Genomic DNA, 19,876 nt, shown 5'->3' with positions numbered 1-19,876 from the left:
CATGGTCACCCCAGCGGTGGCCGACAATAAAAGGAATGCCGTTTCATGGGTGAGCTGGCCAGAGAGATCCTTCCAGTCAATATTGAAGATGAGATGAAGCAGTCGTACCTCGACTACGCGATGAGCGTGATCGTGGGACGGGCGCTGCCGGATGTGCGCGACGGACTCAAGCCGGTGCACCGCCGGGTGCTGTTCGCCATGAGCGAGCTGAAGAACGACTGGAACAAGCCCTATCTCAAGTCTGCCCGTGTGGTCGGTGACGTGATCGGTAAATACCACCCCCACGGTGACTCGGCGGTCTACGACACCATAGTGCGCATGGCCCAGCCGTTCTCCCTGCGCTACCTGCTGGTGGACGGTCAGGGCAACTTCGGTTCGGTGGACGGTGACAGCGCGGCAGCCATGCGTTACACCGAAATCCGCATGACCAGGCTGACCCATGAGCTGCTGGCGGACCTGGACAAGGAAACCGTCGACTGGGTCGACAACTACGACGGCTCCCTGCAGATTCCCGAGGTGCTGCCGACCCGTATCCCCAACCTGCTGGTCAACGGTTCCAGCGGTATTGCGGTGGGCATGGCGACCAACATCCCGCCGCACAACCTCACCGAGGTGATCAACGGCTGTCTGGCGATGATCGCCAATCCGGATATCACCATCGACGAGCTGATGGAGCACATTCCCGGTCCGGACTTCCCCACCGCCGGCATCATCAATGGCCGTGCCGGTATCGTCGAGGCCTACCGCACCGGCCGTGGCCGCATTTACGTGCGTGCCCGCTGCGAGATCGAGGATATCGACAAGGTCGGCGGCCGGCAGCAGATCATCATCAACGAGCTGCCGTACCAGGTGAACAAGGCCAAGCTGATCGAGCGCATCGCCGAGCTGGTCAAGGAAAAGAAGCTCGAGGGCATCAGCGAGCTGCGTGACGAGTCCGACAAGGACGGCATGCGCGTGGTGATCGAGCTGCGCCGTGGCGAAGTGGCCGAGGTGGTGCTCAACAACCTCTATGCCCAGACCCAGATGCAGAGCGTGTTCGGCATCAACGTGGTGGGTCTGCTGGACGGCCAGCCGCGCATCCTCAACCTGAAGGAGCTGCTGGACGCCTTCATCCGCCATCGCCGCGAAGTGGTGACCCGCCGCACCGTCTACGAACTGCGCAAGGCCCGCGAGCGCGGCCATATTCTCGAAGGCCAGGCGGTGGCCCTGTCCAACATCGATCCGGTGATCGAGCTGATCAAGGCTTCGCCGTCCCCGGCCGAAGCTCGCGAGCGCCTGCTGGCGACCGCCTGGGAGCCGGGCAGCGTGATGGAGATGGTCGAGCGTGCCGGTGCCGAATCCTGCCGTCCCGATGAGCTGCCCGAGCAGTACGGTCTGCGTGACGGCAAGTACTACCTGTCCCCGGAACAGGCCCAGGCCATCCTTGATCTGCGCCTGCACCGCCTGACCGGTCTGGAACACGAGAAGCTGCTGACCGAGTATCAGGAGATCCTGGTTCAGATCGGCGAGCTGCTGCGCATCCTCAACAGCGAGGTGCGCCTGATGGAAGTCATCGTCGAGGAGCTGGAGCAGATCCGTGACAGCTACGGCGATGAGCGCCGCACCGAGATCGTGGCTTCGCGCATGGATCTGAGTGTGGCCGATCTGATCACCGAGGAAGACCGCGTGGTGACCATTTCCCACGGCGGTTATGCCAAGAGCCAGCCGCTGGCCGACTACCAGGCCCAGCGCCGTGGCGGTCGCGGCAAGGCGGCGACCGGGGTAAAGGACGAGGATTACGTATCCCACCTGCTGGTGGCCAACAGTCACACCACGCTGATGCTGTTTTCCAGCAAGGGCAAGGTGTACTGGCTCAAGACCTACGAGATTCCCGAGGCCTCGCGTACCGCCCGCGGCCGGCCGCTGGTCAACCTGCTGCCGCTGGAAGAGGGCGAGTTCATCACCGCCATGCTGCCGGTGGAGGAGTACACCGAGGGCTGGTACGTGTTCATGGCCACCGCCAACGGCACCGTGAAGAAGACCCCGCTGCCGCAGTTCAGTCGTCAGCGCAGTGTTGGTCTGATCGCGCTGGATCTGGACGAGGGCGACATCCTGATCGGCGCTGCCCTGACCGATGGCAGCAAGCAGGTCATGCTGTTCTCCGACGGCGGCAAGGTGACCCGTTTCGAGGAGTCCGACGTCCGGCCGATGGGCCGTACCGCGCGCGGCGTGCGCGGCATGCGCCTGGCCGACGGACAGCGACTGGTGTCCATGCTGATTGCCGAGGAGGGTACGCAGATTCTGACCGCCTCCGAAAACGGCTACGGCAAGCGCACCCCGGTGGAGGAGTTCCCGCAGTACAAGCGGGGTGGCCAGGGCGTCATCGCCATGATCACCAACGAACGCAATGGTCCGCTGGTCGGCGCGGTACAGGTGGTCGACGGCGAGGAAATCATGCTGATCTCGGATCAGGGTACTCTGGTGCGTACCCGGGTGTCCGAGGTCTCAAGCCTGTCCCGCAACACCCAGGGCGTGACCCTGATCAAGCTGTCCAACGGCGAGAAGCTGGTGGGTCTTGAGCGGGTGCAGGAGCCTTCCGATGACGAGGAAGGCGATGATGAAGAGATGGGCGATACCGACGCCGGTGCAGCCGAAGGCAGTACCGGAACCACAGACGCAGAAGAGTAGAGGTCAAGGTGAGCAAACGCGTGTTCAATTTCTGTGCTGGCCCGGCAGCGTTGCCGGAAGCCGTATTGCAGACAGCCCAGGCTGAGCTGCTGGACTGGCAGGGCAAGGGCCTGTCGGTCATGGAAATGAGCCACCGCAGTGACGAGTTCGTGGGTATCGCCGAGCGGGCCGAACAGGACCTGCGCGACCTGCTCGCCGTCCCGTCGGACTACAAGGTGCTGTTCCTGCAGGGTGGCGCCAGTCAGCAGTTCGCGCAGATCCCGCTGAATCTGCTGGGCGAGGGCGGCAGCGCCGACTACATCGACACCGGCATCTGGTCGCGCAAGGCCATCGAGGAGGCCTCCCGTTACGGTCACGTCAACGTCGCGGCCTCGGCCAAGGGCTACGATTACTTCGCCATCCCCGGGCAGAACGAGTGGCAGCTGTCGGCCGATGCCGCCTATGTGCACTACACCCCGAACGAAACCATCGGCGGCCTGGAATTCAACTGGATTCCCGATGTGGGTGACAAGCCGCTGGTGGCGGACATGTCCTCCACCATTCTGTCCCGTCCGCTGGATGTATCGCGTTTCGGCCTGATCTACGCCGGCGCGCAGAAGAACATCGGTCCCAGCGGCCTGGTAGTGGTCATCATCCGCGAGGACCTGCTCGGCAAGGCCCACAGCAGGTGTCCGACCATGCTCGATTACAGCGTGGCCGCCGCCAATGGCTCCATGTACAACACGCCGCCGACCTTCGCCTGGTACCTGTCCGGGCTGATCTTCCAGTGGCTCAAGGAGCAGGGTGGGCTGGAGGCCATGCAGCGCATCAACGACGCCAAGCAGCGCAAGCTGTACGCCGCGATCGATGCCAGCGAGCTGTACACCAACCCGATCAATATCGCCGACCGCTCCTGGATGAACGTGCCTTTCCGTCTGGCCGACGACCGTCTGGACAAGCCGTTCCTGGCCGGTGCCGAAGAGCGCGGCCTGCTCAACCTCAAGGGGCATCGCTCGGTGGGTGGCATGCGTGCCTCCATCTACAATGCCGTGCCCGAGGCGGCGGTGGATGCGCTGGTGGCCTACATGGCCGAATTCGAAAAACAGCACGGTTGATCAGCGATGTCAGAAGAAGCCCAACTCAAGGCCCTGCGTAACCGGATCGACGCCATCGACGAGAAGGTTCTGGAGCTGATCAGCGAGCGTGCCCGCTGTGCCCAGGTGGTGGCCGAGGTGAAGCAGAAGACCCTGGCCGAGGGCGAGCAGCCGGTGTTCTACCGCCCCGAGCGCGAGGCCCAGGTGCTCAAGCGCATCATGGAGCTGAACAAGGGGCCGCTGGACAACGAAGAGGTTGCCCGGCTGTTCCGCGAGATCATGTCTGCCTGCCTGGCACTGGAAGAGCCGCTGCGTGTGGCCTATCTGGGGCCCGAGGGTACCTTCACCCAGGCCGCGGCGCTCAAGCATTTCGGTCACTCGGTGAAGAGCCTGCCGATGGCGGCCATCGATGAGATCTTCCGCGAGGTGGCGGCCGGCGCCGTGCATTTCGGCGTGGTGCCGGTGGAGAATTCCACCGAGGGTGCGATCAACCACACCCTGGACAGCTTCCTCGAGCATGACCTGGTGATCTGCGGCGAAGTGGAGCTGCGCATTCACCACCATCTGCTGGTGGGCGAGAACACCCGGGTGGACAAGATTTCCCGGGTCTACTCCCATGCCCAGTCCCTGGCGCAGTGCCGCAAGTGGCTGGATGCCCACTACCCCAACATCGAGCGGGTGGCGGTGGCCAGCAATGCGGATGCGGCGCGCCGGGTGCAGAGCGAGTGGAATTCGGCGGCCATCGCCGGCGACATGGCCTGCGAACTCTACGGGCTGACCCGGATTGCCGAGAAGATCGAGGACCGCCCGGACAACTCCACGCGTTTCCTGATCATCGGCAATCAGGAAGTGCCGCCGACCGGCGATGACAAGACCTCGGTGATCGTGTCCATGAGCAACCGTCCGGGCGCGCTGCATCATCTGCTGCAGCCGTTCCACGACAACGGCGTGGACCTGACGCGCATCGAGACCCGTCCCTCGCGCAGTGGCAAGTGGACCTACGTGTTCTTCATCGACTTCCTCGGCCATCAGCATGATCCGCTGGTCAAGGATGCACTGGAAAAGATTCGCGATGAGTCGGTAGGGCTGAAGATTCTCGGTTCCTATCCCAAAGCGGTACTTTGAAACTGTCGCAGCAGGCCGCAAGCGTCCGGCGAAAGGCGATGCTTGGGGCCTGCCGCCTGAAGCTTGAGGCTTGGACATGAGTTGTGATTTTCTGAGTTTGGCGCTGCCGGGCGTGCAGAAGCTGTCGCCCTATGTGCCCGGCAAGCCGGTGGAAGAGCTGGCCCGGGAGTTCGGTCTGGACCCGGCAAGCATCGTCAAGCTGGCCAGTAACGAGAACCCCCTGGGGCCGGCTCCCTCGGTCCTTCAGGCGGTGCAGCGGGCCCTGCCGGAGCTGACCCGTTATCCCGATGGCAACGGTTTTACCCTCAAGCAGGCGCTGTCCGAGCGCTTCGGCTTCGAGCTGTCGCGTATCACCCTGGGCAACGGCTCCAATGATGTGCTCGAGCTGATAGGTCGCGCCTTTGCCATGCCCGGTGTTGAGGTGGTGTTCAGTCAGCACGCCTTCGCCGTCTACCCGATAGTGACCCAGGCGGTGGGCGCTACTGCGGTCCAGGTGCCGGCGCGCAACTGGGGCCATGACCTGCCGGCCATGGCTGCGGCCATCACCCCGGCGACCCGGCTGGTGTTCATCGCCAACCCCAACAACCCGACCGGCACCTGGTTCGAGCGGGCGGAGTTCGAGGCGTTCATGGCCAGCGTGCCGGAGCATGTGCTGGTGGTGCTGGATGAAGCCTATACCGAATACGTCGAGCCCGGCGAGGCGCTGAACGGCTTCGATTACATCGAGCGTTATCCCAATCTGATCGTCTGCCGCACCCTGTCCAAGGCCTATGGTCTGGCAGCCCTGCGGGTCGGTTACTGCATCAGCCATCCGCAGGTGGCAGATGTGCTGAACCGGGTGCGTCAGCCGTTCAACGTCAACAGCCTGGCCCTGGCCGCAGCGGTCGCCGCCCTGGCAGACGAGAGCTATCTGGCGGAAAGCCGCCAGCTCAATCGCGATGGCATGCGCCAGCTGGAGCAGGGGCTGAACGAGCTCGGACTGCAGTGGATTCCCTCGCGCGGCAACTTCATTGCCGTGGACCTGGGGCGCGATGCCGGCCCCGTCTACCAGGGACTGCTGCGCGCCGGTGTCATCGTACGCCCGGTCGCCGGCTACGAAATGCCCAATCACCTGCGCGTCTCCATCGGGCTGCGCGAGGAAAACCAGCGATTCCTCGAAGCGCTGGCCGGGGTGCTCGCCCAGTGAGCCAGTCGATCATCGGATCGTCCTCGGCCCAGCCGACAATAGGCCGTCTGGCGGTCATCGGGCTCGGCCTCATCGGCGGCTCCTTTGCCAAGGGGCTGCGCGAGTCCGGTTGCTGCCGAGAGGTGGTCGGCTGCGATCCCGATCCGCAGACCCAGCAGCTGGCGGTATCCCTGGGTGTGGTGGATCGCATGGCCGCGGACATTGCCGATGCGGTGCGGGGCGCTGATCTGATCCTGCTGGCGGTGCCGGTGCTGGCCATGGAGTCGGTACTGCGTCAGCTTGCCGCCCTGGACCTGGGGTCGGCGGTGATCACCGACACCGGCAGCACCAAGACCGCAGTGGTCGAGGCGGTCCGTCAGGCCTATGGTCGCGTGCCGCCCCGCTTCGTGCCCGGTCATCCGATAGCCGGCTCCGAGCGCAGCGGCGTGGAAGCCGCGGATGCCGGGCTGTTCCGCCGGCACAAGGTCATACTGACACCGTTGGAGGATACCGACCAGGCCGCCCTGGCTGTGGTGCGCCGGGCCTGGCAGTTGCTGGACGCCGATGTCGAGGACATGCCGCTGGCAGACCATGACGAGGTGCTGGCGGCGACCAGTCATCTGCCGCATCTGCTGGCCTTCTCGCTGGTCGATACCCTGGCCTCGCGCAGCGAGAACCTGGAGATATTCCGCTATGCTGCCGGCGGCTTTCGAGATTTTACCCGGATCGCTGCCAGCGATCCGGTCATGTGGCGTGATGTGTTTCTGGCCAACCGCGATGCGGTGCTGCGCAGTCTTGACACCTTCACCCGTGATTTAAGCCGCTTGCGTGCGGCGGTCGAGGAGGGGGATGCCAACACTCTTTTGGGGGTGTTTACCCGGGCCCGGTCCGCACGTGAGCATTTCAGCAAGATTCTGGCCCGCAGGGCATATATGGAACCCATGCAGACTCAATCAATCAATTTCATCGCCAGCCCCGGCGGCACCGTTCAGGGACGTATCCGCGTACCGGGCGACAAGTCCATCTCCCATCGCTCGATCATGCTGGGCTCCCTGGCCGAAGGGGTGACCGAGGTCGAGGGCTTCCTCGAGGGTGAGGACAGCCTGGCGACCCTGCAGGCCTTCCGCGACATGGGCGTGGTCATCGAGGGGCCGCACCGTGGCCGGGTGACCATCAATGGCGTGGGTCTGCACGGTCTGCAGGCTCCTCCGGGGTCCATCTATCTGGGTAATTCCGGCACCTCCATGCGGCTGCTGGCCGGCCTGCTGGCCGGGCAGAAGTTCACCAGTGAACTGACCGGTGATGCCTCCCTGAGCAAGCGCCCCATGGGGCGTGTGGCCGATCCGCTGCGGCAGATGGGCGCCAGTATCGATACCGCCGAGGGTGGCCGTCCGCCGCTGGTGATCAAGGGCGGCGAAAGCCGGCTCAAGGGCATGGATTACCAGATGCCGATGGCCAGTGCCCAGGTCAAATCCTGCCTGCTGCTGGCGGGTCTGTACGCCGAGGGGGCTACCTCGGTGACCGAGCCGGCACCGACCCGGGATCACACCGAGCGCATGCTCCGGGGCTTCGGTTATCCGGTCAAGGTCGAGGGCAGCAGGGTGACCGTCGAGCCTGGTCACAAGCTGACTGCCTGCAGGATCGACGTCCCGGCGGATATCTCCTCCGCAGCCTTCTTCATGGTCGCGGCGAGCATTGCCGAAGGCTCGGATCTGACCCTGGAGCACGTCGGCATCAACCCCACCCGGGTCGGAGTGATCAATATCCTGCGAGCAATGGGTGCCGATATCGCCCTGAGCAACGAGCGCGAAGTGGGAGGCGAGCCGGTGGCCGACATCCGCGTGCGCTACGCGCCGCTCAAGGGTATCGAGATTCCCGAGGATCAGGTACCGCTGGCGATCGACGAATTCCCGGTGCTGTTCATCGCTGCCGCCTGCGCCGAAGGGCGCACCGTGCTGCGCGGCGCCGAGGAGCTTCGGGTCAAGGAATCCGATCGTATCCAGGTCATGGCTGACGGTTTGCAGCAGCTGGGGATCAAGGCAGAGCCGACCCCGGACGGGATCATCATTGAGGGCGGCGTCATGGGCGGCGCCACGGTGGACAGCCACATGGACCACCGCATCGCCATGTCCTTCGCCGTGGCCTCCCTGCGCGCCACCGCGGATATCCGCATCACCGACTGCGTGCATGTGGGTACCTCCTTCCCCGGCTTTATCGACCTGGCCCGTTCGGTCGGTATGAATCTTCGTCAGGAGGCCAGCGCGTGAGTGACCACTCCACCCCCGTGATCACTGTTGACGGGCCCGGAGGCTCGGGCAAGGGTACCTTGTCCGGCATGCTGGCAGCTCGTCTGGGCTGGCACCTGCTGGACTCCGGCGCCCTGTACCGGCTGCTGGCCTTTGCCGCGCAGAAGCGCGGCACCGACCTGGCCGACGAGCTGGCGCTGGTAGAACTGGCGGCCAACCTGGACGTGCAGTTCATCGCCGATGCCGAGGGTGGCGAGCAGCGCATCATGCTTGAGGGCGACGATGTCAGCCGCACCATACGGACCGAAACCGTCGGTGCCGGCGCCTCCCGTGTGGCAGCCCTGCCGGCGGTACGTCAGGCGCTGCTGGCTCGCCAGCAGGCCTTCCGCGAGGCGCCCGGACTGGTGGCCGACGGCCGGGATATGGGGACAGTGGTTTTTCCCGATGCGCAGTTGAAGATCTTTCTGACCGCAAGCCCCGAGATTCGCGCCGAACGGCGCTACAGGCAGTTGCTGGAAAAGGGCGAAACTGCTAGTCTTGCGGGTCTTCTCGATGAGATCAATGCGCGGGACGAGCGGGACATGAATCGCAGCATAGCGCCACTGCGGCCGGCTGAGGATGCGGTTCTGATCGATTCGTCGCACATGAGCATCGAAAACGTACTTGAGACAGTGCAGGCGGAAGCGCGCAAACGTAACCTTCTGGGCTGATCAGGCGAGTCCTTTGTCGGGCAACCAGCATCACCGTCAGGGGCATTACTTTAATCAACCCACGCAAGCTGGTGGCGTGGCGGGTACGTGGCTGCAGGGCGCGCGAAGTTGGCGGCTCGGCGGTAGCGGCCTTTTACATATCTACAGGAATCCAAATGAGCGAAAGCTTTGCCGAACTTTTTGAAGAAAGCCTGAAAACCCTTGATATGGAGCCGGGCTCCATCATCACCGGTATCGTTGTGGACATCGACTCCGACTGGGTCACCGTTCACGCCGGCCTGAAATCCGAGGGTGTCATTCCGCGCGAGCAGTTCCTGAACGAACAGGGCGAACTGACCATCAGCGTGGGTGATGAGGTACACGTTGCACTGGACGCCGTTGAAGACGGCTTCGGTGAGACCAAACTGTCCCGCGAGAAGGCCAAGCGCGCCGAATCCTGGAAAGTCCTCGAAGCAGCTTTCGCCGCAGAAGAAATCGTCAAGGGTGTCATCAACGGCAAGGTCAAAGGTGGCTTTACCGTCGACGTCAACACCATCCGTGCGTTCCTGCCGGGTTCTCTGGTCGATGTCCGTCCGGTTCGCGATACCGCGCACCTGGAAGGCAAGGAACTGGAATTCAAGGTCATCAAGCTGGACCAGAAGCGCAACAACGTTGTCGTTTCCCGCCGTGCCGTACTCGAAGCCGAGAACAGCGCCGAGCGCGAAGCCCTGCTGGAAACCCTGCAGGAAGGCCAGGTTGTCAAGGGTATCGTCAAGAACCTCACCGACTACGGTGCGTTCGTTGACCTGGGCGGCGTAGACGGCCTGCTGCACATCACCGACATGGCCTGGAAGCGCATCAAGCATCCGTCCGAGATCGTCAACGTTGGCGACGAGATCGACGTCAAGGTGCTGAAGTTCGACCGCGAGCGCAACCGCGTTTCCCTGGGTCTGAAGCAGCTGGGCGAAGATCCGTGGGTCGCCATCACCGGTCGTTATCCGGAAGGTACCCGCGTCATGGCCAAGGTCACCAACCTCACCGACTACGGCTGCTTCGCCGAGCTGGAAGAGGGTGTCGAAGGCCTGGTTCACGTTTCCGAAATGGACTGGACCAACAAGAACATCCATCCTTCCAAGGTCGTTCAGGTTGGCGACGAAGTGGAAGTCATGGTTCTGGACATCGACGAAGACCGTCGTCGCATCTCCCTGGGTATCAAGCAGTGCAAGATGAACCCCTGGGAAGAGTTCTCCAGCAAGTTCAACAAGGGCGACAAGATCTCCGGTTCCATCAAGTCCATCACCGACTTCGGTATCTTCATCGGTCTGGACGGCGGCATCGACGGTCTGGTTCACCTGTCCGACATCTCCTGGAACGAGACTGGCGAAGAAGCCGTACGCCGCTTCAAGAAGGGCGACGAGCTGGAAACCGTCATCCTGTCCGTTGATCCGGAGCGTGAGCGCATCTCCCTGGGTATCAAGCAGCTGGAAGACGATCCGTTCTCCAACTTCGTTGCCCTGAACGAGAAAGGCAGCATCGTTACCGGTACCGTCAAGGAGGTTGACGCCAAGGGTGCGGTAGTTACCCTGGGTGACGACATCGAAGGTACCCTGAAGGCCTCCGAAATCAGCCGTGACCGCGTTGAAGATGCGCGCAACGTGCTGAACGTCGGCGACGAAGTCGAAGCCAAGATCATCGGTGTTGACCGCAAGACCCGCGTCATCAGCCTGTCGATCAAGGCCAAGGACGTCGAGGACGAGAAGGAAGCCATGCAGGATCTGCGCAAGCAGGAAATGCTGGCCGCCGGTCCGACCACCATTGGTGATCTGATCAAGCAGCAGATGGAAAACAAGGGCAACTGATTGCCTGAGTGACTCCATGCAAGAAAGGGCGACTTCGGTCGCCCTTTTTTGTGCCCGCATAAAAAAACGGCACCTGAGGCTTGACTTCGTGAAGGTGTTCGGATCTTCAGCCTTGAACCTTTAAGCACAAGCGTGGTACAACCTTTGAAGTGGATCCTACTCGCTTGAATAAAAAGGGAAAATGATGACCAAGTCTGAGTTGATCGAGCGCATAGTCGAGCAACAACAGGGGCAGTTGACGGCCAAGGATGTAGAGCTGGCAATCAAGACCATGCTGGAACACATGTCGGCGACGCTGGCGGCCGGAGAGCGTATAGAAATCCGCGGGTTCGGCAGTTTCTCACTTCATTACCGCGCTCCCCGGGTCGGCCGTAACCCCAAGACGGGGGAGTCGGTTGCCCTTGAAGGCAAGTATGTACCGCACTTCAAGCCGGGCAAGGAACTCCGTGATCGGGTTAACGAGTCATTGGAAACAGCCTGAGCCCGGTATAATAAAACACGGTGCTGCGCTATACTTTCCGGCATGCTTAATGGATGAGGGTGGTGTTGCATGCAATGGCTCAAGCGCGCGGTGCTTATCATCGTTCTGTTACTGGTGGCACTGTCGACCATTGATTTCATGCTGGAGAACCAGCAGAGCATTGCGTTGCAGTTCCTCGAATTCTCCTCTCCCCAGCTCCCCATTTCCCTCTTCATGGTGATTGCCTTCATTCTCGGCAGTCTGCTCGGCATCTTCATCGGCTGGCTCATGACTACCCGCCTGCGCCTGCGCCTGATGGTGCAGAGCAATGAGCTGAACCGCTACCGCAAGGAAATCGACAAGCTGCGCACCCAGGCCGTCAAAGGCTGACCGACATGCAGGAACTGCTGTTCCTCGGTTTGTTTGTAGTGGCCCTGGCCATCGGCTGGTTCCTTGGGCGCCGCGAGGCAATCCGGGTCGGCGTCATGCTGGCACCCCACGGCAGCGCCATCGACAAGCAGTATTTCATCGGTCTCAACTACCTGCTCAACGAGCAGCCGGATGAGGCGATAGAAACCTTCATCCGGGCACTTGAGGTCAACCCGGAAACGGTCGAGACCCATATTGCCATCGGCAAGCTGTTCTGCCAGCGGGGTGATGTGGAGCGTGCGATCAAGGTACACCAGAACCTGCTGGCGCGGCCTAATCTGACCGCGCTGCAGGCCGACCGGGTGCAGTTCGAACTGGCCAGGGATTATCTGGCAGTAGGCCTGCATCACCGGGCCGAGCGGCTGCTCAACGAGCTGGTGGAAAACAGCTCGACTCTGCGGGCGGAGGCGCTGGCTGATCTGGTTCGTATCCACGAGCGGGAGCGGGACTGGCAGAAGGCCGTTGAAACCGGGCGACGTCTGCTGCGCGAGCGCGAGGAGTTCGCGGTCACGCTGGCACACTACTACTGTGAACTGGCACGTGAGTCCATCCGACGCGGGGAGGTGGTACAGGCACGGCACGAACTGCTGGATGCTCTGGCGGTCCATCGGCAGAGTGTGCGGGCCATGCTGATGCTGGCCGATCTCGACGCGGCGCAGGGGCGCGATGCCGAGGTGCGCAGATGGCTCCAGCGGTTGGCCACCCATGACTCGGATTTCGTGCCCGAGGCGCTGCCGCTACTGCATCGGCTGGCCGAGCGCGGGGCGATCGATGTGCTGGCATATCTTGATCAGGTACTGGACAATAGCCAGCCGCCGATGATGGCCACGGTACTGGCCAAGGCGGACGAGCTGAACAGGCGAAATGGTATCAGTGCGGCGAGCAATCATGTGCTGGCCCATCTGCAACAACAGCCCTCCCTGAGCGGACTGCTCTATCTGATTGATTTGCACAAGGGCAGTGTGGAGCCCAGAGGCTATGCCAATCTGATGATTCTTCGTGGGATCGTCGAGGCTCTGCTGGTGGATCAGCACAAGTATCAGTGCCAGGCCTGCGGTTTTTCGGGCCGCCAGCTGCACTGGCAGTGTCCGACCTGTCATGGCTGGTCAACCATACGCCCACTGAAGGGACGTGAGCTGGCGAAGGCCGGCACACAGCGATTTATCTGATACAGGAATACGAAATGCCCTGCCAAACTCCGATCATTGTTGCCCTGGATTTCCCTGACGCGGCCACCGCAGTGGCCATGGCCGATAGGTTGAATCCGACCCACTGCCGGGTCAAGGTCGGCAAGGAGCTGTTCACCGCCGCCGGCCCGCAGGTAGTGGAGGCGCTGCAGAACAAGGGATTTGAAGTCTTTCTGGATCTCAAGTTTCACGATATCCCCAACACCACGGCCGGGGCGGTGCGCTCGGCTGCTGAGCTGGGTGTGTGGATGGTCAACGTCCATGCCAGTGGCGGCCGGCGCATGATGGAAGCCTGTCGGGAGGTGCTGGACAAGCGCACCGGCCAGCGGCCCCTGCTGACGGCCGTTACCGTCCTGACCAGTCTCGAGCAGGAGGATCTGCAGGAAGTGGGCATCGATATCGAGCCCATGGTGCAGGTTCAGCGTCTGGCACGCCTGACCCAGGAGTGCGGTCTGGATGGTGTGGTCTGCTCGGCGCGGGAGGCCAAGGCGCTGCGCAATACCCTGGGCGACGACCTGCAACTGGTCACCCCGGGCATTCGCCCGGCCGATGCCAGTGCCGACGACCAGAAACGCATCGTCACCCCGGCGCAGGCCATAGAGAACGGCAGTACCTATCTGGTGATCGGCCGGCCGATCACCTCCGCCGCCGATCCGGCCCAGGCGCTGGACGCCATTCTGCAGAGTCTCTGACCCGAAGGGTCGTCACCCTGGACGCGCCGCCGCGAACTCTCGCCGGCGTCGGGCGGCTTTCCATGCAGGTGCTGTCCGGATTCAGGAGTTCGGGCGGCTCCACAGCCATAGCGCCACGCAGGGCAGAAACAGCGTCAGGAACCAGCGCAGCAGCATGGGGGCGGGCAGCAGCCAGATCGATACCAGACTGCTGAGCATCAGCGCACTGGCCATCCATTTTGCTTTGCGTGGTACCGCCCGGCGCTCGCGCCAGTCGATGATCACCGGACCGTATTTCGGATGACGCAGCAGGCGTTGCTCCATCTGCGGCCAGCCCCGCGCGCCCGCCCAGGCCGCCAGTAGCAGGAAGGGGGTGGTGGGCAGACCGGGCAGCACCACGCCAAGGGCGCCCAGCCCCAGGGCAAGGGAGGCAATGCTGCGCCAGTGCCATTTCATCGGGTTGCTCTCAGGTGTTGTCGCTGGCAATGATGCCGGCGCGGTGTTCCGGGGCAGGTGTCTGGCCCTCGGCGAACTCGTCCAGCAGCCGTTGGATGCTGGGAATCCGAATGATCCGCGCCCGACTGTCAATCAGCCCCCGCTCACGCAGATTGGCGATGGCCCGGGAGAAGGTTTCCGGCTTGATCGACAGGCGCGCGGCAATCAGGCTCTTGGGCAGTAACAGTTCGATCTCGGCGCTGTCGGTCCCGCGATCGCGAACCTGTCCTACCAGGTAGAGCGCCAGGCGCTGGGTGGCATTCTGCAGGGTCAGGTTCTCCAGCTCGTCCAGGCGCTGGTGCAGGCGCACGCTCATGTGGCCCAGCAGGTGCAGGCAGGTGTGGGGGTTCTGCTCCAGATGGCGCAGCATCAGCTTGTTGGAAAAGCCTATGAGGCGAACCGGCTCCAGGGCCTCGGCACATACCGGAAACACCGAACGCTGCATGAACATGATGGCTTCGGCGAAGGTGTTGCCTGCGGTAATGATCTCGACGACCTTTTCCTTGCCGTCAGCGGAAATGCGGTAGAGCTTGACCTTGCCACTTTGCACCAGATAGAAGCGCTCGGCCGGATCGCCCTGGCGCTGGATCAGGCCCTGTGGCGGGTACTCCCGTACCTGGGCATCGGCCAGCAGTTCCTCCTGTGCCTTCTCATCGAAATGGGAAAACAGCGGATGATTCAGAATCAGTTGGCGTTGTTCCTGTGTTGAGACCATGGCTGCTCTTCCTTCGGTGAGTTGGGGGCGGGACGCCCCGTGTTCTGCCGCATCCTGAACACATTATAAGGCTTCTGCGGCGCTCGGCGCTGACCGGAGCACTATCCGGGCATCCCTTGATATGCGTCAAAGTGGCACACAGCTGAAGGGCGTAGTCTGCGGACCATCAGCAAGACATGTACCGGAGCACGCTTTCCATGTCCGATCCAATCAGTTGGGACGCGGGTCTGATCCGCCGCTACGACAAGGCCGGACCGCTTTACACTGCCTACCCGCCGGTTGCCCAATACAGTGACGGCATCCTCCCAAATGACCTGTTCGCCGCGCTGCGGGAAAGCGGTCATCTGGATCGACCATTGTCCCTGTACATCCATATCCCGTTCTGCGCCAACGCCTGTCATTACTGCTGGTGTCCCCGGGTTATCACCAAGGACCGCAGTCGTGCACAACCCTATCTGACTGCGCTTTACCGCGAGATGGAGCTGGTCGCCCGGCATCTGGAAGGTGATCAGCCGGTGCAGCGACTGCACCTGGGGGGCGGCACCCCGACCTTCCTCGGCCATGCCGATCTGACCGAGTTGATGGCTCGGGTACGCGGGCATTTCCATCTGCACGAGGATGATAACGCCGACTACAGCGTCGAGGTCGACCCGCGGGAGGCCGACTGGTCGACGCTGGGTCTGTTGCGCGAGCTGGGATTCAACCGGGTGAGCCTGGGTGTCCAGGACCTGGACCCGGAGGTGCAGCGCGCGGTGAACCGCCTGCAGAGCCTGGAACAGACCCAAGCGGTGATGGATGCGGCGCGCGCGCTGGCCTACCGCTCGGTCAGCATGGACCTGATGTACGGCTTGCCCGGTCAGACGCGGGACTCCTTTGCCCATACCCTGGAACGGGTGCTGGAGATGAAGCCGGATCGGCTGACATTGCACAACTATGTGCACCTGCCCCAGCTGCATGCCTCCCAGCGTCATATCGACGAGAGCCGCCTGCCCAGTCGTGATGAGCGGCTGGCGATCTACGCCCGGAGTCAGTGCCAGCTGCTTCAGGCCGGCTACCGTTATATCGGCATGGGCCAGTTCGCTCTGCCGGATGACGATCTCAGTCTGGCCCGGGAAACCGGCCTGATGAGCAGGGGGCTACAGGGCTATGTCCCGGGAGAGCAAACGGATCTGCTGGGGTTCGGCATGGCGGCCATCAGTCAGGTGGGGGACCTGCGCTGCCGCAACACCGGCGATGTGCTGGAGTATCAGCAGAGTCTGGCACGGGACCGGCTGCCGCTGCGCACGGGTCTGCGCTGTACCGCTGACGACCGCTTGCGCAGTGCCGTCATCCAGCAGTTGATGTGCCGTTTCGCCCTGCGATTCAGTGACATCGAAAAACGCTTCAATATCGAGTTCTTCGCCTACTTCGCCGATTGCCGGGCCCAGTTGCAGCAGATGCATGACGACGGGCTGCTGCAGCTTGGGGAGCGCGGTATCCAGGTGCTGCCGGCGGGCAAGCCCCTGATCGCACGAATCTGCATGGTGTTCGATGCCTACCAGCAGGTCGGCAATGGTAACCGCTACGCCCACACCCTCTGAGTGTCCGCGAGCCTGCTGCCGCGAATCTGTATAATGCCCGGCTTTATGGCTCACTGACACGACAGGCTTCCCATGCAATCGAAAATCAGAATTGGTATCGCCGGCTACGGCAATCTTGGACGTGGCGTGGAGATGGCCATTGCCCAGAGTCCTGATATGCAACTGGTCGGCGTCTTCACCCGGCGTGATCCGGCCAGCATCCAGTTGCTGGATGCGAGCGTACCGGTTCATCCCCTGGACGATATCGAGCGGTTCCAGCAGCAGATCGATGTGCTGATCCTCTGCGGTGGCTCGAAGAACGACCTGCCCGAGCAGGGCCCGGCGCTGGCGGCGCTGTTCAACACCGTCGACAGCTTCGATACCCATGCCACCATCCCCGAATACCATGCGGCGCTGGATCAGGCCGCCCGCCCGGCAGGCAAGACCGCGATGCTGTCGGTCGGCTGGGATCCGGGCCTGTTCTCCCTCAATCGCCTGTACGGCGAAGCCATCCTCCCGGTCGGGGCAACCTACACCTTCTGGGGCAAGGGGCTGAGTCAGGGCCACTCCGATGCGGTGCGCCGAGTGCCCGGGGTCAAGGCCGGGGTGCAATACACCATTCCCGCCGAAGAGGCGATCGAACGGGTGCGCAACGGCGAGCTGCCCGAGCTCAGTACACGGGAAAAGCACAAGCGTGAATGCTACGTGGTGCTGGCTGACGGAGCGGATGCCGCCGAGGTGGAGCAGGCGATCGTCAGCATGCCGCACTACTTTGCCGACTACGACACCACAGTCACCTTCATCACGGAAGAAGAGCTGCGCCGTGATCATGCCGCCATGCCCCATGGTGGCGTGGTGATCCGCAGCGGCACTTCCGCTGCCGGGACCACCCAGGTGATGGAATATACCCTGAAGCTGGGCAGCAACCCGGAATTCACTGCTGCGGTGCTGGTGGCCTACGCCCGCGCCACCTGGCGCCTGAATCAGCAGGGTGTGGTGGGGGCGCAGACGGTGCTGGATGTAGCGCCGGCATTGTTGTCGCCAAAGTCGCCCGAGCAGTTGCGCAAGGAGCTGCTCTGATCCGCATCAGCCTCTGACTCGTCTCGATTGACCGGCCCGGGAGTGCCCTGTGCATGCCCCGGGAACCGGTGGAGGTCTTCAGTCGCTTCTACAGCTGACTCAACCGGGCCGGCCATCCGGCCGCGGCGCCAGCAGGATCGGTGTGTAGTGCCAGACAAACAGGGCGAAGGCGCTTGCCCAGCACAGCGCTGCCAGCCAGTAGCCGGTCAGCGGCATGGGGATTGTCAGCCAGACCCGCAGCGGCACCGCCAGGTTGATCAGGATGAAGGCCAGGCTCATTGCCGCCGCCGGTTGCAGGGGGCGGCCGGTGTGGCCGAGGCTGACCCGTGAGATCATCGTCAGGATCATGCCGCCCATGCCGCCGATGGCCAGCAGGTGGGTGGCCTGACTGAAGCCCAGCAGCCAGCCTCCGTGCCACAGGGCCATGGCAATCAGTGCCAGCGCCAGCCAGGCATAGGACAGGTGCAGTGACCACAGCAGTGGCACTGTCCAGATGCGCGGGTGGTGCCAGCGCAGCAGCCGCAGCAGGTGCCCCAGACCCAGCAGCAGGTAGATCGGCGCCTGCCAGGGTGAGGGCCGCAGGCCCACGCCGGTCAGCATCAACAGCGCGACAAACACGCTGCCGGCCATCAGCAGGTTGTCCAGGCGGGGCAGGGCGGCGGTCTGCTCGCGCAGATCCAGCCCGCGCTGGGTGAAGAAGGGGATCACCCGACCACCGATCAGGCCCATCAATCCGGCGATCAGCCAGAGCGCGGCGACGCTGCCATGCCGCTGCAGGGCGAAGTCATCCTGCGCCAGACCCAGCAATGCCAGCAGGTTGCACAGGGTCAGCAGCACCAGCATCACCAGCACCGGGTAGTTGCGAGTCTGCCGGACCTTGAACAGCAGCCGGCCGATGACCAGCGCCACCAGTGGCAGAAACAGCAGGTCCACCGGCACCAGCAACCACAGCGGAGCATTCAGCAGCCAGACCAGCCGGCCCGCCAGCCACAGCGCGGTCAGCAGCAGTACCGGCAGGCCGCTGATGGTCGGCACCCCGGTCCAGGCCTGGATGGCGGTCAGCAGAAAGCCGGCAACAATCGCCATGCCGAAGCCGAACACCATCTCATGCCGGTGCCAGCCGAGGCTGCCACCGGCGGGTGTGAACTCGATATGGCCGAGAAAGGCGGCAATCCACAGTGGCACGGCCAGCACCGCAAACAGCGCCCCGGCCAGAAATAGCGGACGAAAGCCCAGGGCGAACAGGGCGGGGAGTGTGCTGCGAGGTTCCTGCATGAAAATCTCCTGATTGCTTGTTATGCTTTTCCCGGTGTCACCGGTACTCCGCGACCGATGGCACCCAGGCCAACGGCGACGGGAAAAACATGACCTATCTGACGATCAAAACACTGCACCTGCTGGCGGCCATCGCCTTCATCGGCACGCTGTTCTTCCAGGTGCTCATTCTTGCTCCCGCTTCGCGCCGCCTGGCCCCGGCAGTACGGGAGGCGATCGGTCCGGTGCTGGGCCAGCAGGCGCGTCACGTCATCCACTTCGTTGCGCTGGTGCTCTACGGCGCCGGTCTTACCCTGGCCTGGCCCTATCGCACGCTGCTGGCCAATCCGTTGTCCAGCACCTTCACCATCCTGCTGTCCCTGAAGATACTGCTGGCCTTCCTGATCATAGGTCACTATGTGGCGCTGATCTTCCTGCGCCGCGGTCGGCATATCGGTGAACGCGGCATGCACTGGCTGAACGTCAGCCTGCTGGTCCATGCGGTGCTGCTGGTGGTCTGTGCCAAGAGCATGTTCGTGCTCTGAGGTCAGCGGTTGAACAGTACCTCGTTCTCCAGTTGGATGTGCTGGTCCAGTTCCTGACAGAAAATCTCCAGTTCGCGGTACAGGGTTCGCCAGGTGCCGCACGCATACTCCGGTGGCTGGTTGTTGTTGGTCAGCCCCCGCAGCCTGGCCAGGCCCTCATCGTGCTGCTGGTGTTCAAAACGCATCACGCTGATGGGGCCGCGCGCCATCAGACTCTCGCCACGCAGCAGCATCGGAAAGAGTATCTGTTCCTCCTTCTGCATATGGCTCTCCAGCGCCTGATGGATATCACACAGGTGGTCGGCCAGACCGTTGGGGCACTCCGGGTGGCCGCCGTGCACCTGTTCCACCCGCCGTGCCAGACGTATCAGCTCGGGGAGCTGCTGGCGGTGGCGCTCATGGAACTCGTGGAGGATGTGGTCGATAAGCTGGTCGGTGGGAGTATTTACCCAGCTGCCGGTATCGAGGCGCAGGGTATCGAGGCGGGGAGGATGGGCGTGGGGCATGGGGCTCTCCGAATGGTTGATTCCGCTGATATATTCATCAGAGCAAGTCGCATGCCAGCTGTATCTGACTGATATATAGGGTGTTTTATAAATATATGGTTTTTCCTACCCGGCAGGCGTATGGTTCGATGAACCATTAAAGGGTTTGATT

General features: G+C 62.9%; 17 protein-coding genes and 1 pseudogene. 14 read left to right on the top strand and 4 right to left on the bottom strand.

The genetic code is table 11. From position 1 onward, the window contains the following. Positions 1-45: 45 nt before the first annotated feature. The 11 genes from gyrA to pyrF all read left to right on the top strand — a co-directional run bounded on the left by gyrA (position 46) and on the right by pyrF (position 13,592). A complete protein-coding gene (gene gyrA / locus BM046_RS05460; RefSeq protein ID WP_090537807.1) occupies positions 46-2,667 on the top strand; it encodes a DNA gyrase subunit A in 2,622 nt (873 codons plus the stop codon). An 8-nt stretch (positions 2,668-2,675) separates the two neighbouring features. Beyond that, complete coding sequence (serC, locus tag BM046_RS05455; protein WP_090537804.1) at positions 2,676-3,761, top strand: 3-phosphoserine/phosphohydroxythreonine transaminase; 1,086 nt, start codon at positions 2,676-2,678, stop codon at positions 3,759-3,761. 6 nt (positions 3,762-3,767) lie between these two features. Continuing rightward, positions 3,768-4,865 carry a prephenate dehydratase gene (gene pheA, locus BM046_RS05450; RefSeq protein WP_090537802.1) on the top strand — a complete coding sequence of 366 codons (1,098 nt, stop codon included), beginning with the start codon at positions 3,768-3,770 and terminating at the stop codon, positions 4,863-4,865. A gap of 76 nt (positions 4,866-4,941) precedes the next feature. Next, entirely contained in the window at positions 4,942-6,051 is a 1,110-nt protein-coding gene (hisC, locus tag BM046_RS05445; protein ID WP_090537800.1) for a histidinol-phosphate transaminase, read from the top strand. After that, entirely contained in the window at positions 6,048-8,297 is a 2,250-nt protein-coding gene (locus tag BM046_RS05440) for a bifunctional prephenate dehydrogenase/3-phosphoshikimate 1-carboxyvinyltransferase (protein ID WP_235818576.1), read from the top strand. Before hisC ends, BM046_RS05440 begins: the two co-directional genes overlap by 4 nt. Further along, positions 8,294-8,986, top strand: a complete 693-nt coding sequence (gene cmk, locus BM046_RS05435; protein ID WP_090537798.1) for a (d)CMP kinase — start codon at positions 8,294-8,296, stop codon at positions 8,984-8,986. Before BM046_RS05440 ends, cmk begins: the two co-directional genes overlap by 4 nt. Positions 8,987-9,141: 155 nt before the next feature. Further along, the gene (gene rpsA / locus BM046_RS05430) at positions 9,142-10,824 is read left to right on the top strand and encodes a 30S ribosomal protein S1 (protein ID WP_090537796.1); all 1,683 of its coding nucleotides are present in this window, start codon (positions 9,142-9,144) and stop codon (positions 10,822-10,824) included. 184 nt (positions 10,825-11,008) lie between these two features. Beyond that, the gene (gene ihfB, locus BM046_RS05425) at positions 11,009-11,305 is read left to right on the top strand and encodes an integration host factor subunit beta (RefSeq protein WP_090538410.1); all 297 of its coding nucleotides are present in this window, start codon (positions 11,009-11,011) and stop codon (positions 11,303-11,305) included. Between the two features lie 69 nt (positions 11,306-11,374). Beyond that, complete coding sequence (locus BM046_RS05420; protein ID WP_090537794.1) at positions 11,375-11,674, top strand: lipopolysaccharide assembly protein LapA domain-containing protein; 300 nt, start codon at positions 11,375-11,377, stop codon at positions 11,672-11,674. A 5-nt stretch (positions 11,675-11,679) separates the two neighbouring features. Beyond that, positions 11,680-12,882, top strand: a complete 1,203-nt coding sequence (gene lapB, locus BM046_RS05415) for a lipopolysaccharide assembly protein LapB (protein ID WP_090537792.1) — start codon at positions 11,680-11,682, stop codon at positions 12,880-12,882. Between the two features lie 14 nt (positions 12,883-12,896). Then, positions 12,897-13,592 (top strand): orotidine-5'-phosphate decarboxylase, encoded by a 696-nt coding sequence (gene pyrF, locus BM046_RS05410; protein WP_090537790.1) that lies wholly within the window; start codon positions 12,897-12,899, stop codon positions 13,590-13,592. A gap of 81 nt (positions 13,593-13,673) precedes the next feature. Here the strand turns inward: pyrF and BM046_RS05405 are convergent, their stop codons facing one another. Together BM046_RS05405 and BM046_RS05400 are read right to left on the bottom strand one after the other, a co-directional pair. After that, on the bottom strand, positions 13,674-14,027 hold the full coding sequence (locus BM046_RS05405) for a YbaN family protein (protein WP_090537788.1): 354 nt from the start codon (positions 14,025-14,027) through the stop codon (positions 13,674-13,676). 10 nt (positions 14,028-14,037) lie between these two features. Beyond that, complete coding sequence (locus BM046_RS05400) at positions 14,038-14,781, bottom strand: Crp/Fnr family transcriptional regulator (RefSeq protein WP_090537785.1); 744 nt, start codon at positions 14,779-14,781, stop codon at positions 14,038-14,040. 197 nt (positions 14,782-14,978) lie between these two features. Between BM046_RS05400 and hemN the strand changes: the two genes are divergently transcribed. Continuing rightward, positions 14,979-16,361, top strand: a complete 1,383-nt coding sequence (gene hemN, locus BM046_RS05395) for an oxygen-independent coproporphyrinogen III oxidase (RefSeq protein ID WP_090537783.1) — start codon at positions 14,979-14,981, stop codon at positions 16,359-16,361. Between the two features lie 72 nt (positions 16,362-16,433). Further along, entirely contained in the window at positions 16,434-17,420 is a 987-nt protein-coding gene (locus BM046_RS05390) for a diaminopimelate dehydrogenase (RefSeq protein ID WP_090537781.1), read from the top strand. Between the two features lie 99 nt (positions 17,421-17,519). On the opposite strand, the gene BM046_RS05385 is transcribed toward BM046_RS05390, so the two are convergent. Continuing rightward, on the bottom strand, positions 17,520-18,695 hold the full coding sequence (locus BM046_RS05385; protein WP_090537779.1) for an NnrS family protein: 1,176 nt from the start codon (positions 18,693-18,695) through the stop codon (positions 17,520-17,522). Between the two features lie 89 nt (positions 18,696-18,784). Here BM046_RS05385 and BM046_RS05380 point away from each other — a divergent pair, with 89 nt between their 5' ends. After that, positions 18,785-19,219 carry a hypothetical protein gene (locus tag BM046_RS05380; protein ID WP_090537777.1) on the top strand — a complete coding sequence of 145 codons (435 nt, stop codon included), beginning with the start codon at positions 18,785-18,787 and terminating at the stop codon, positions 19,217-19,219. A 2-nt stretch (positions 19,220-19,221) separates the two neighbouring features. On the opposite strand, the pseudogene BM046_RS05375 reads toward BM046_RS05380, so the two are convergent. Beyond that, positions 19,222-19,671, bottom strand: a pseudogene (locus BM046_RS05375) (hemerythrin domain-containing protein); the annotation flags it as partial. Positions 19,672-19,876 lie beyond the last annotated feature (205 nt).

Origin of the sequence: Halopseudomonas formosensis (assembly GCF_900115905.1) — a bacterium.
Classification (GTDB): Bacteria; Pseudomonadota; Gammaproteobacteria; order Pseudomonadales; family Pseudomonadaceae; genus Halopseudomonas; species Halopseudomonas formosensis.
The sequence above is the reverse complement of the archived record's forward strand: the minus strand, read 5'-3'. Positions and strand labels throughout refer to the sequence as shown.

What these genes read in the sequence shown, in the direction of transcription:
- gyrA (WP_090537807.1), top strand. Translation starts at nt 46, where the DNA reads ATGGGTGAGCTGGCCAGAGAGATCCTTCCAGTCAATATTGAAGATGAG.
- pheA (WP_090537802.1), top strand. Translation starts at nt 3,768, where the DNA reads ATGTCAGAAGAAGCCCAACTCAAGGCCCTGCGTAACCGGATCGACGCC.
- hisC (WP_090537800.1), top strand. Translation starts at nt 4,942, where the DNA reads ATGAGTTGTGATTTTCTGAGTTTGGCGCTGCCGGGCGTGCAGAAGCTG.
- rpsA (WP_090537796.1), top strand. Translation starts at nt 9,142, where the DNA reads ATGAGCGAAAGCTTTGCCGAACTTTTTGAAGAAAGCCTGAAAACCCTT.
- ihfB (WP_090538410.1), top strand. Translation starts at nt 11,009, where the DNA reads ATGACCAAGTCTGAGTTGATCGAGCGCATAGTCGAGCAACAACAGGGG.
- BM046_RS05420 (WP_090537794.1), top strand. Translation starts at nt 11,375, where the DNA reads ATGCAATGGCTCAAGCGCGCGGTGCTTATCATCGTTCTGTTACTGGTG.
- lapB (WP_090537792.1), top strand. Translation starts at nt 11,680, where the DNA reads ATGCAGGAACTGCTGTTCCTCGGTTTGTTTGTAGTGGCCCTGGCCATC.
- pyrF (WP_090537790.1), top strand. Translation starts at nt 12,897, where the DNA reads ATGCCCTGCCAAACTCCGATCATTGTTGCCCTGGATTTCCCTGACGCG.
- BM046_RS05405 (WP_090537788.1), bottom strand. Translation starts at nt 14,027, where the DNA reads ATGAAATGGCACTGGCGCAGCATTGCCTCCCTTGCCCTGGGGCTGGGC.
- BM046_RS05400 (WP_090537785.1), bottom strand. Translation starts at nt 14,781, where the DNA reads ATGGTCTCAACACAGGAACAACGCCAACTGATTCTGAATCATCCGCTG.
- hemN (WP_090537783.1), top strand. Translation starts at nt 14,979, where the DNA reads ATGTCCGATCCAATCAGTTGGGACGCGGGTCTGATCCGCCGCTACGAC.
- BM046_RS05390 (WP_090537781.1), top strand. Translation starts at nt 16,434, where the DNA reads ATGCAATCGAAAATCAGAATTGGTATCGCCGGCTACGGCAATCTTGGA.
- BM046_RS05385 (WP_090537779.1), bottom strand. Translation starts at nt 18,695, where the DNA reads ATGCAGGAACCTCGCAGCACACTCCCCGCCCTGTTCGCCCTGGGCTTT.
- BM046_RS05380 (WP_090537777.1), top strand. Translation starts at nt 18,785, where the DNA reads ATGACCTATCTGACGATCAAAACACTGCACCTGCTGGCGGCCATCGCC.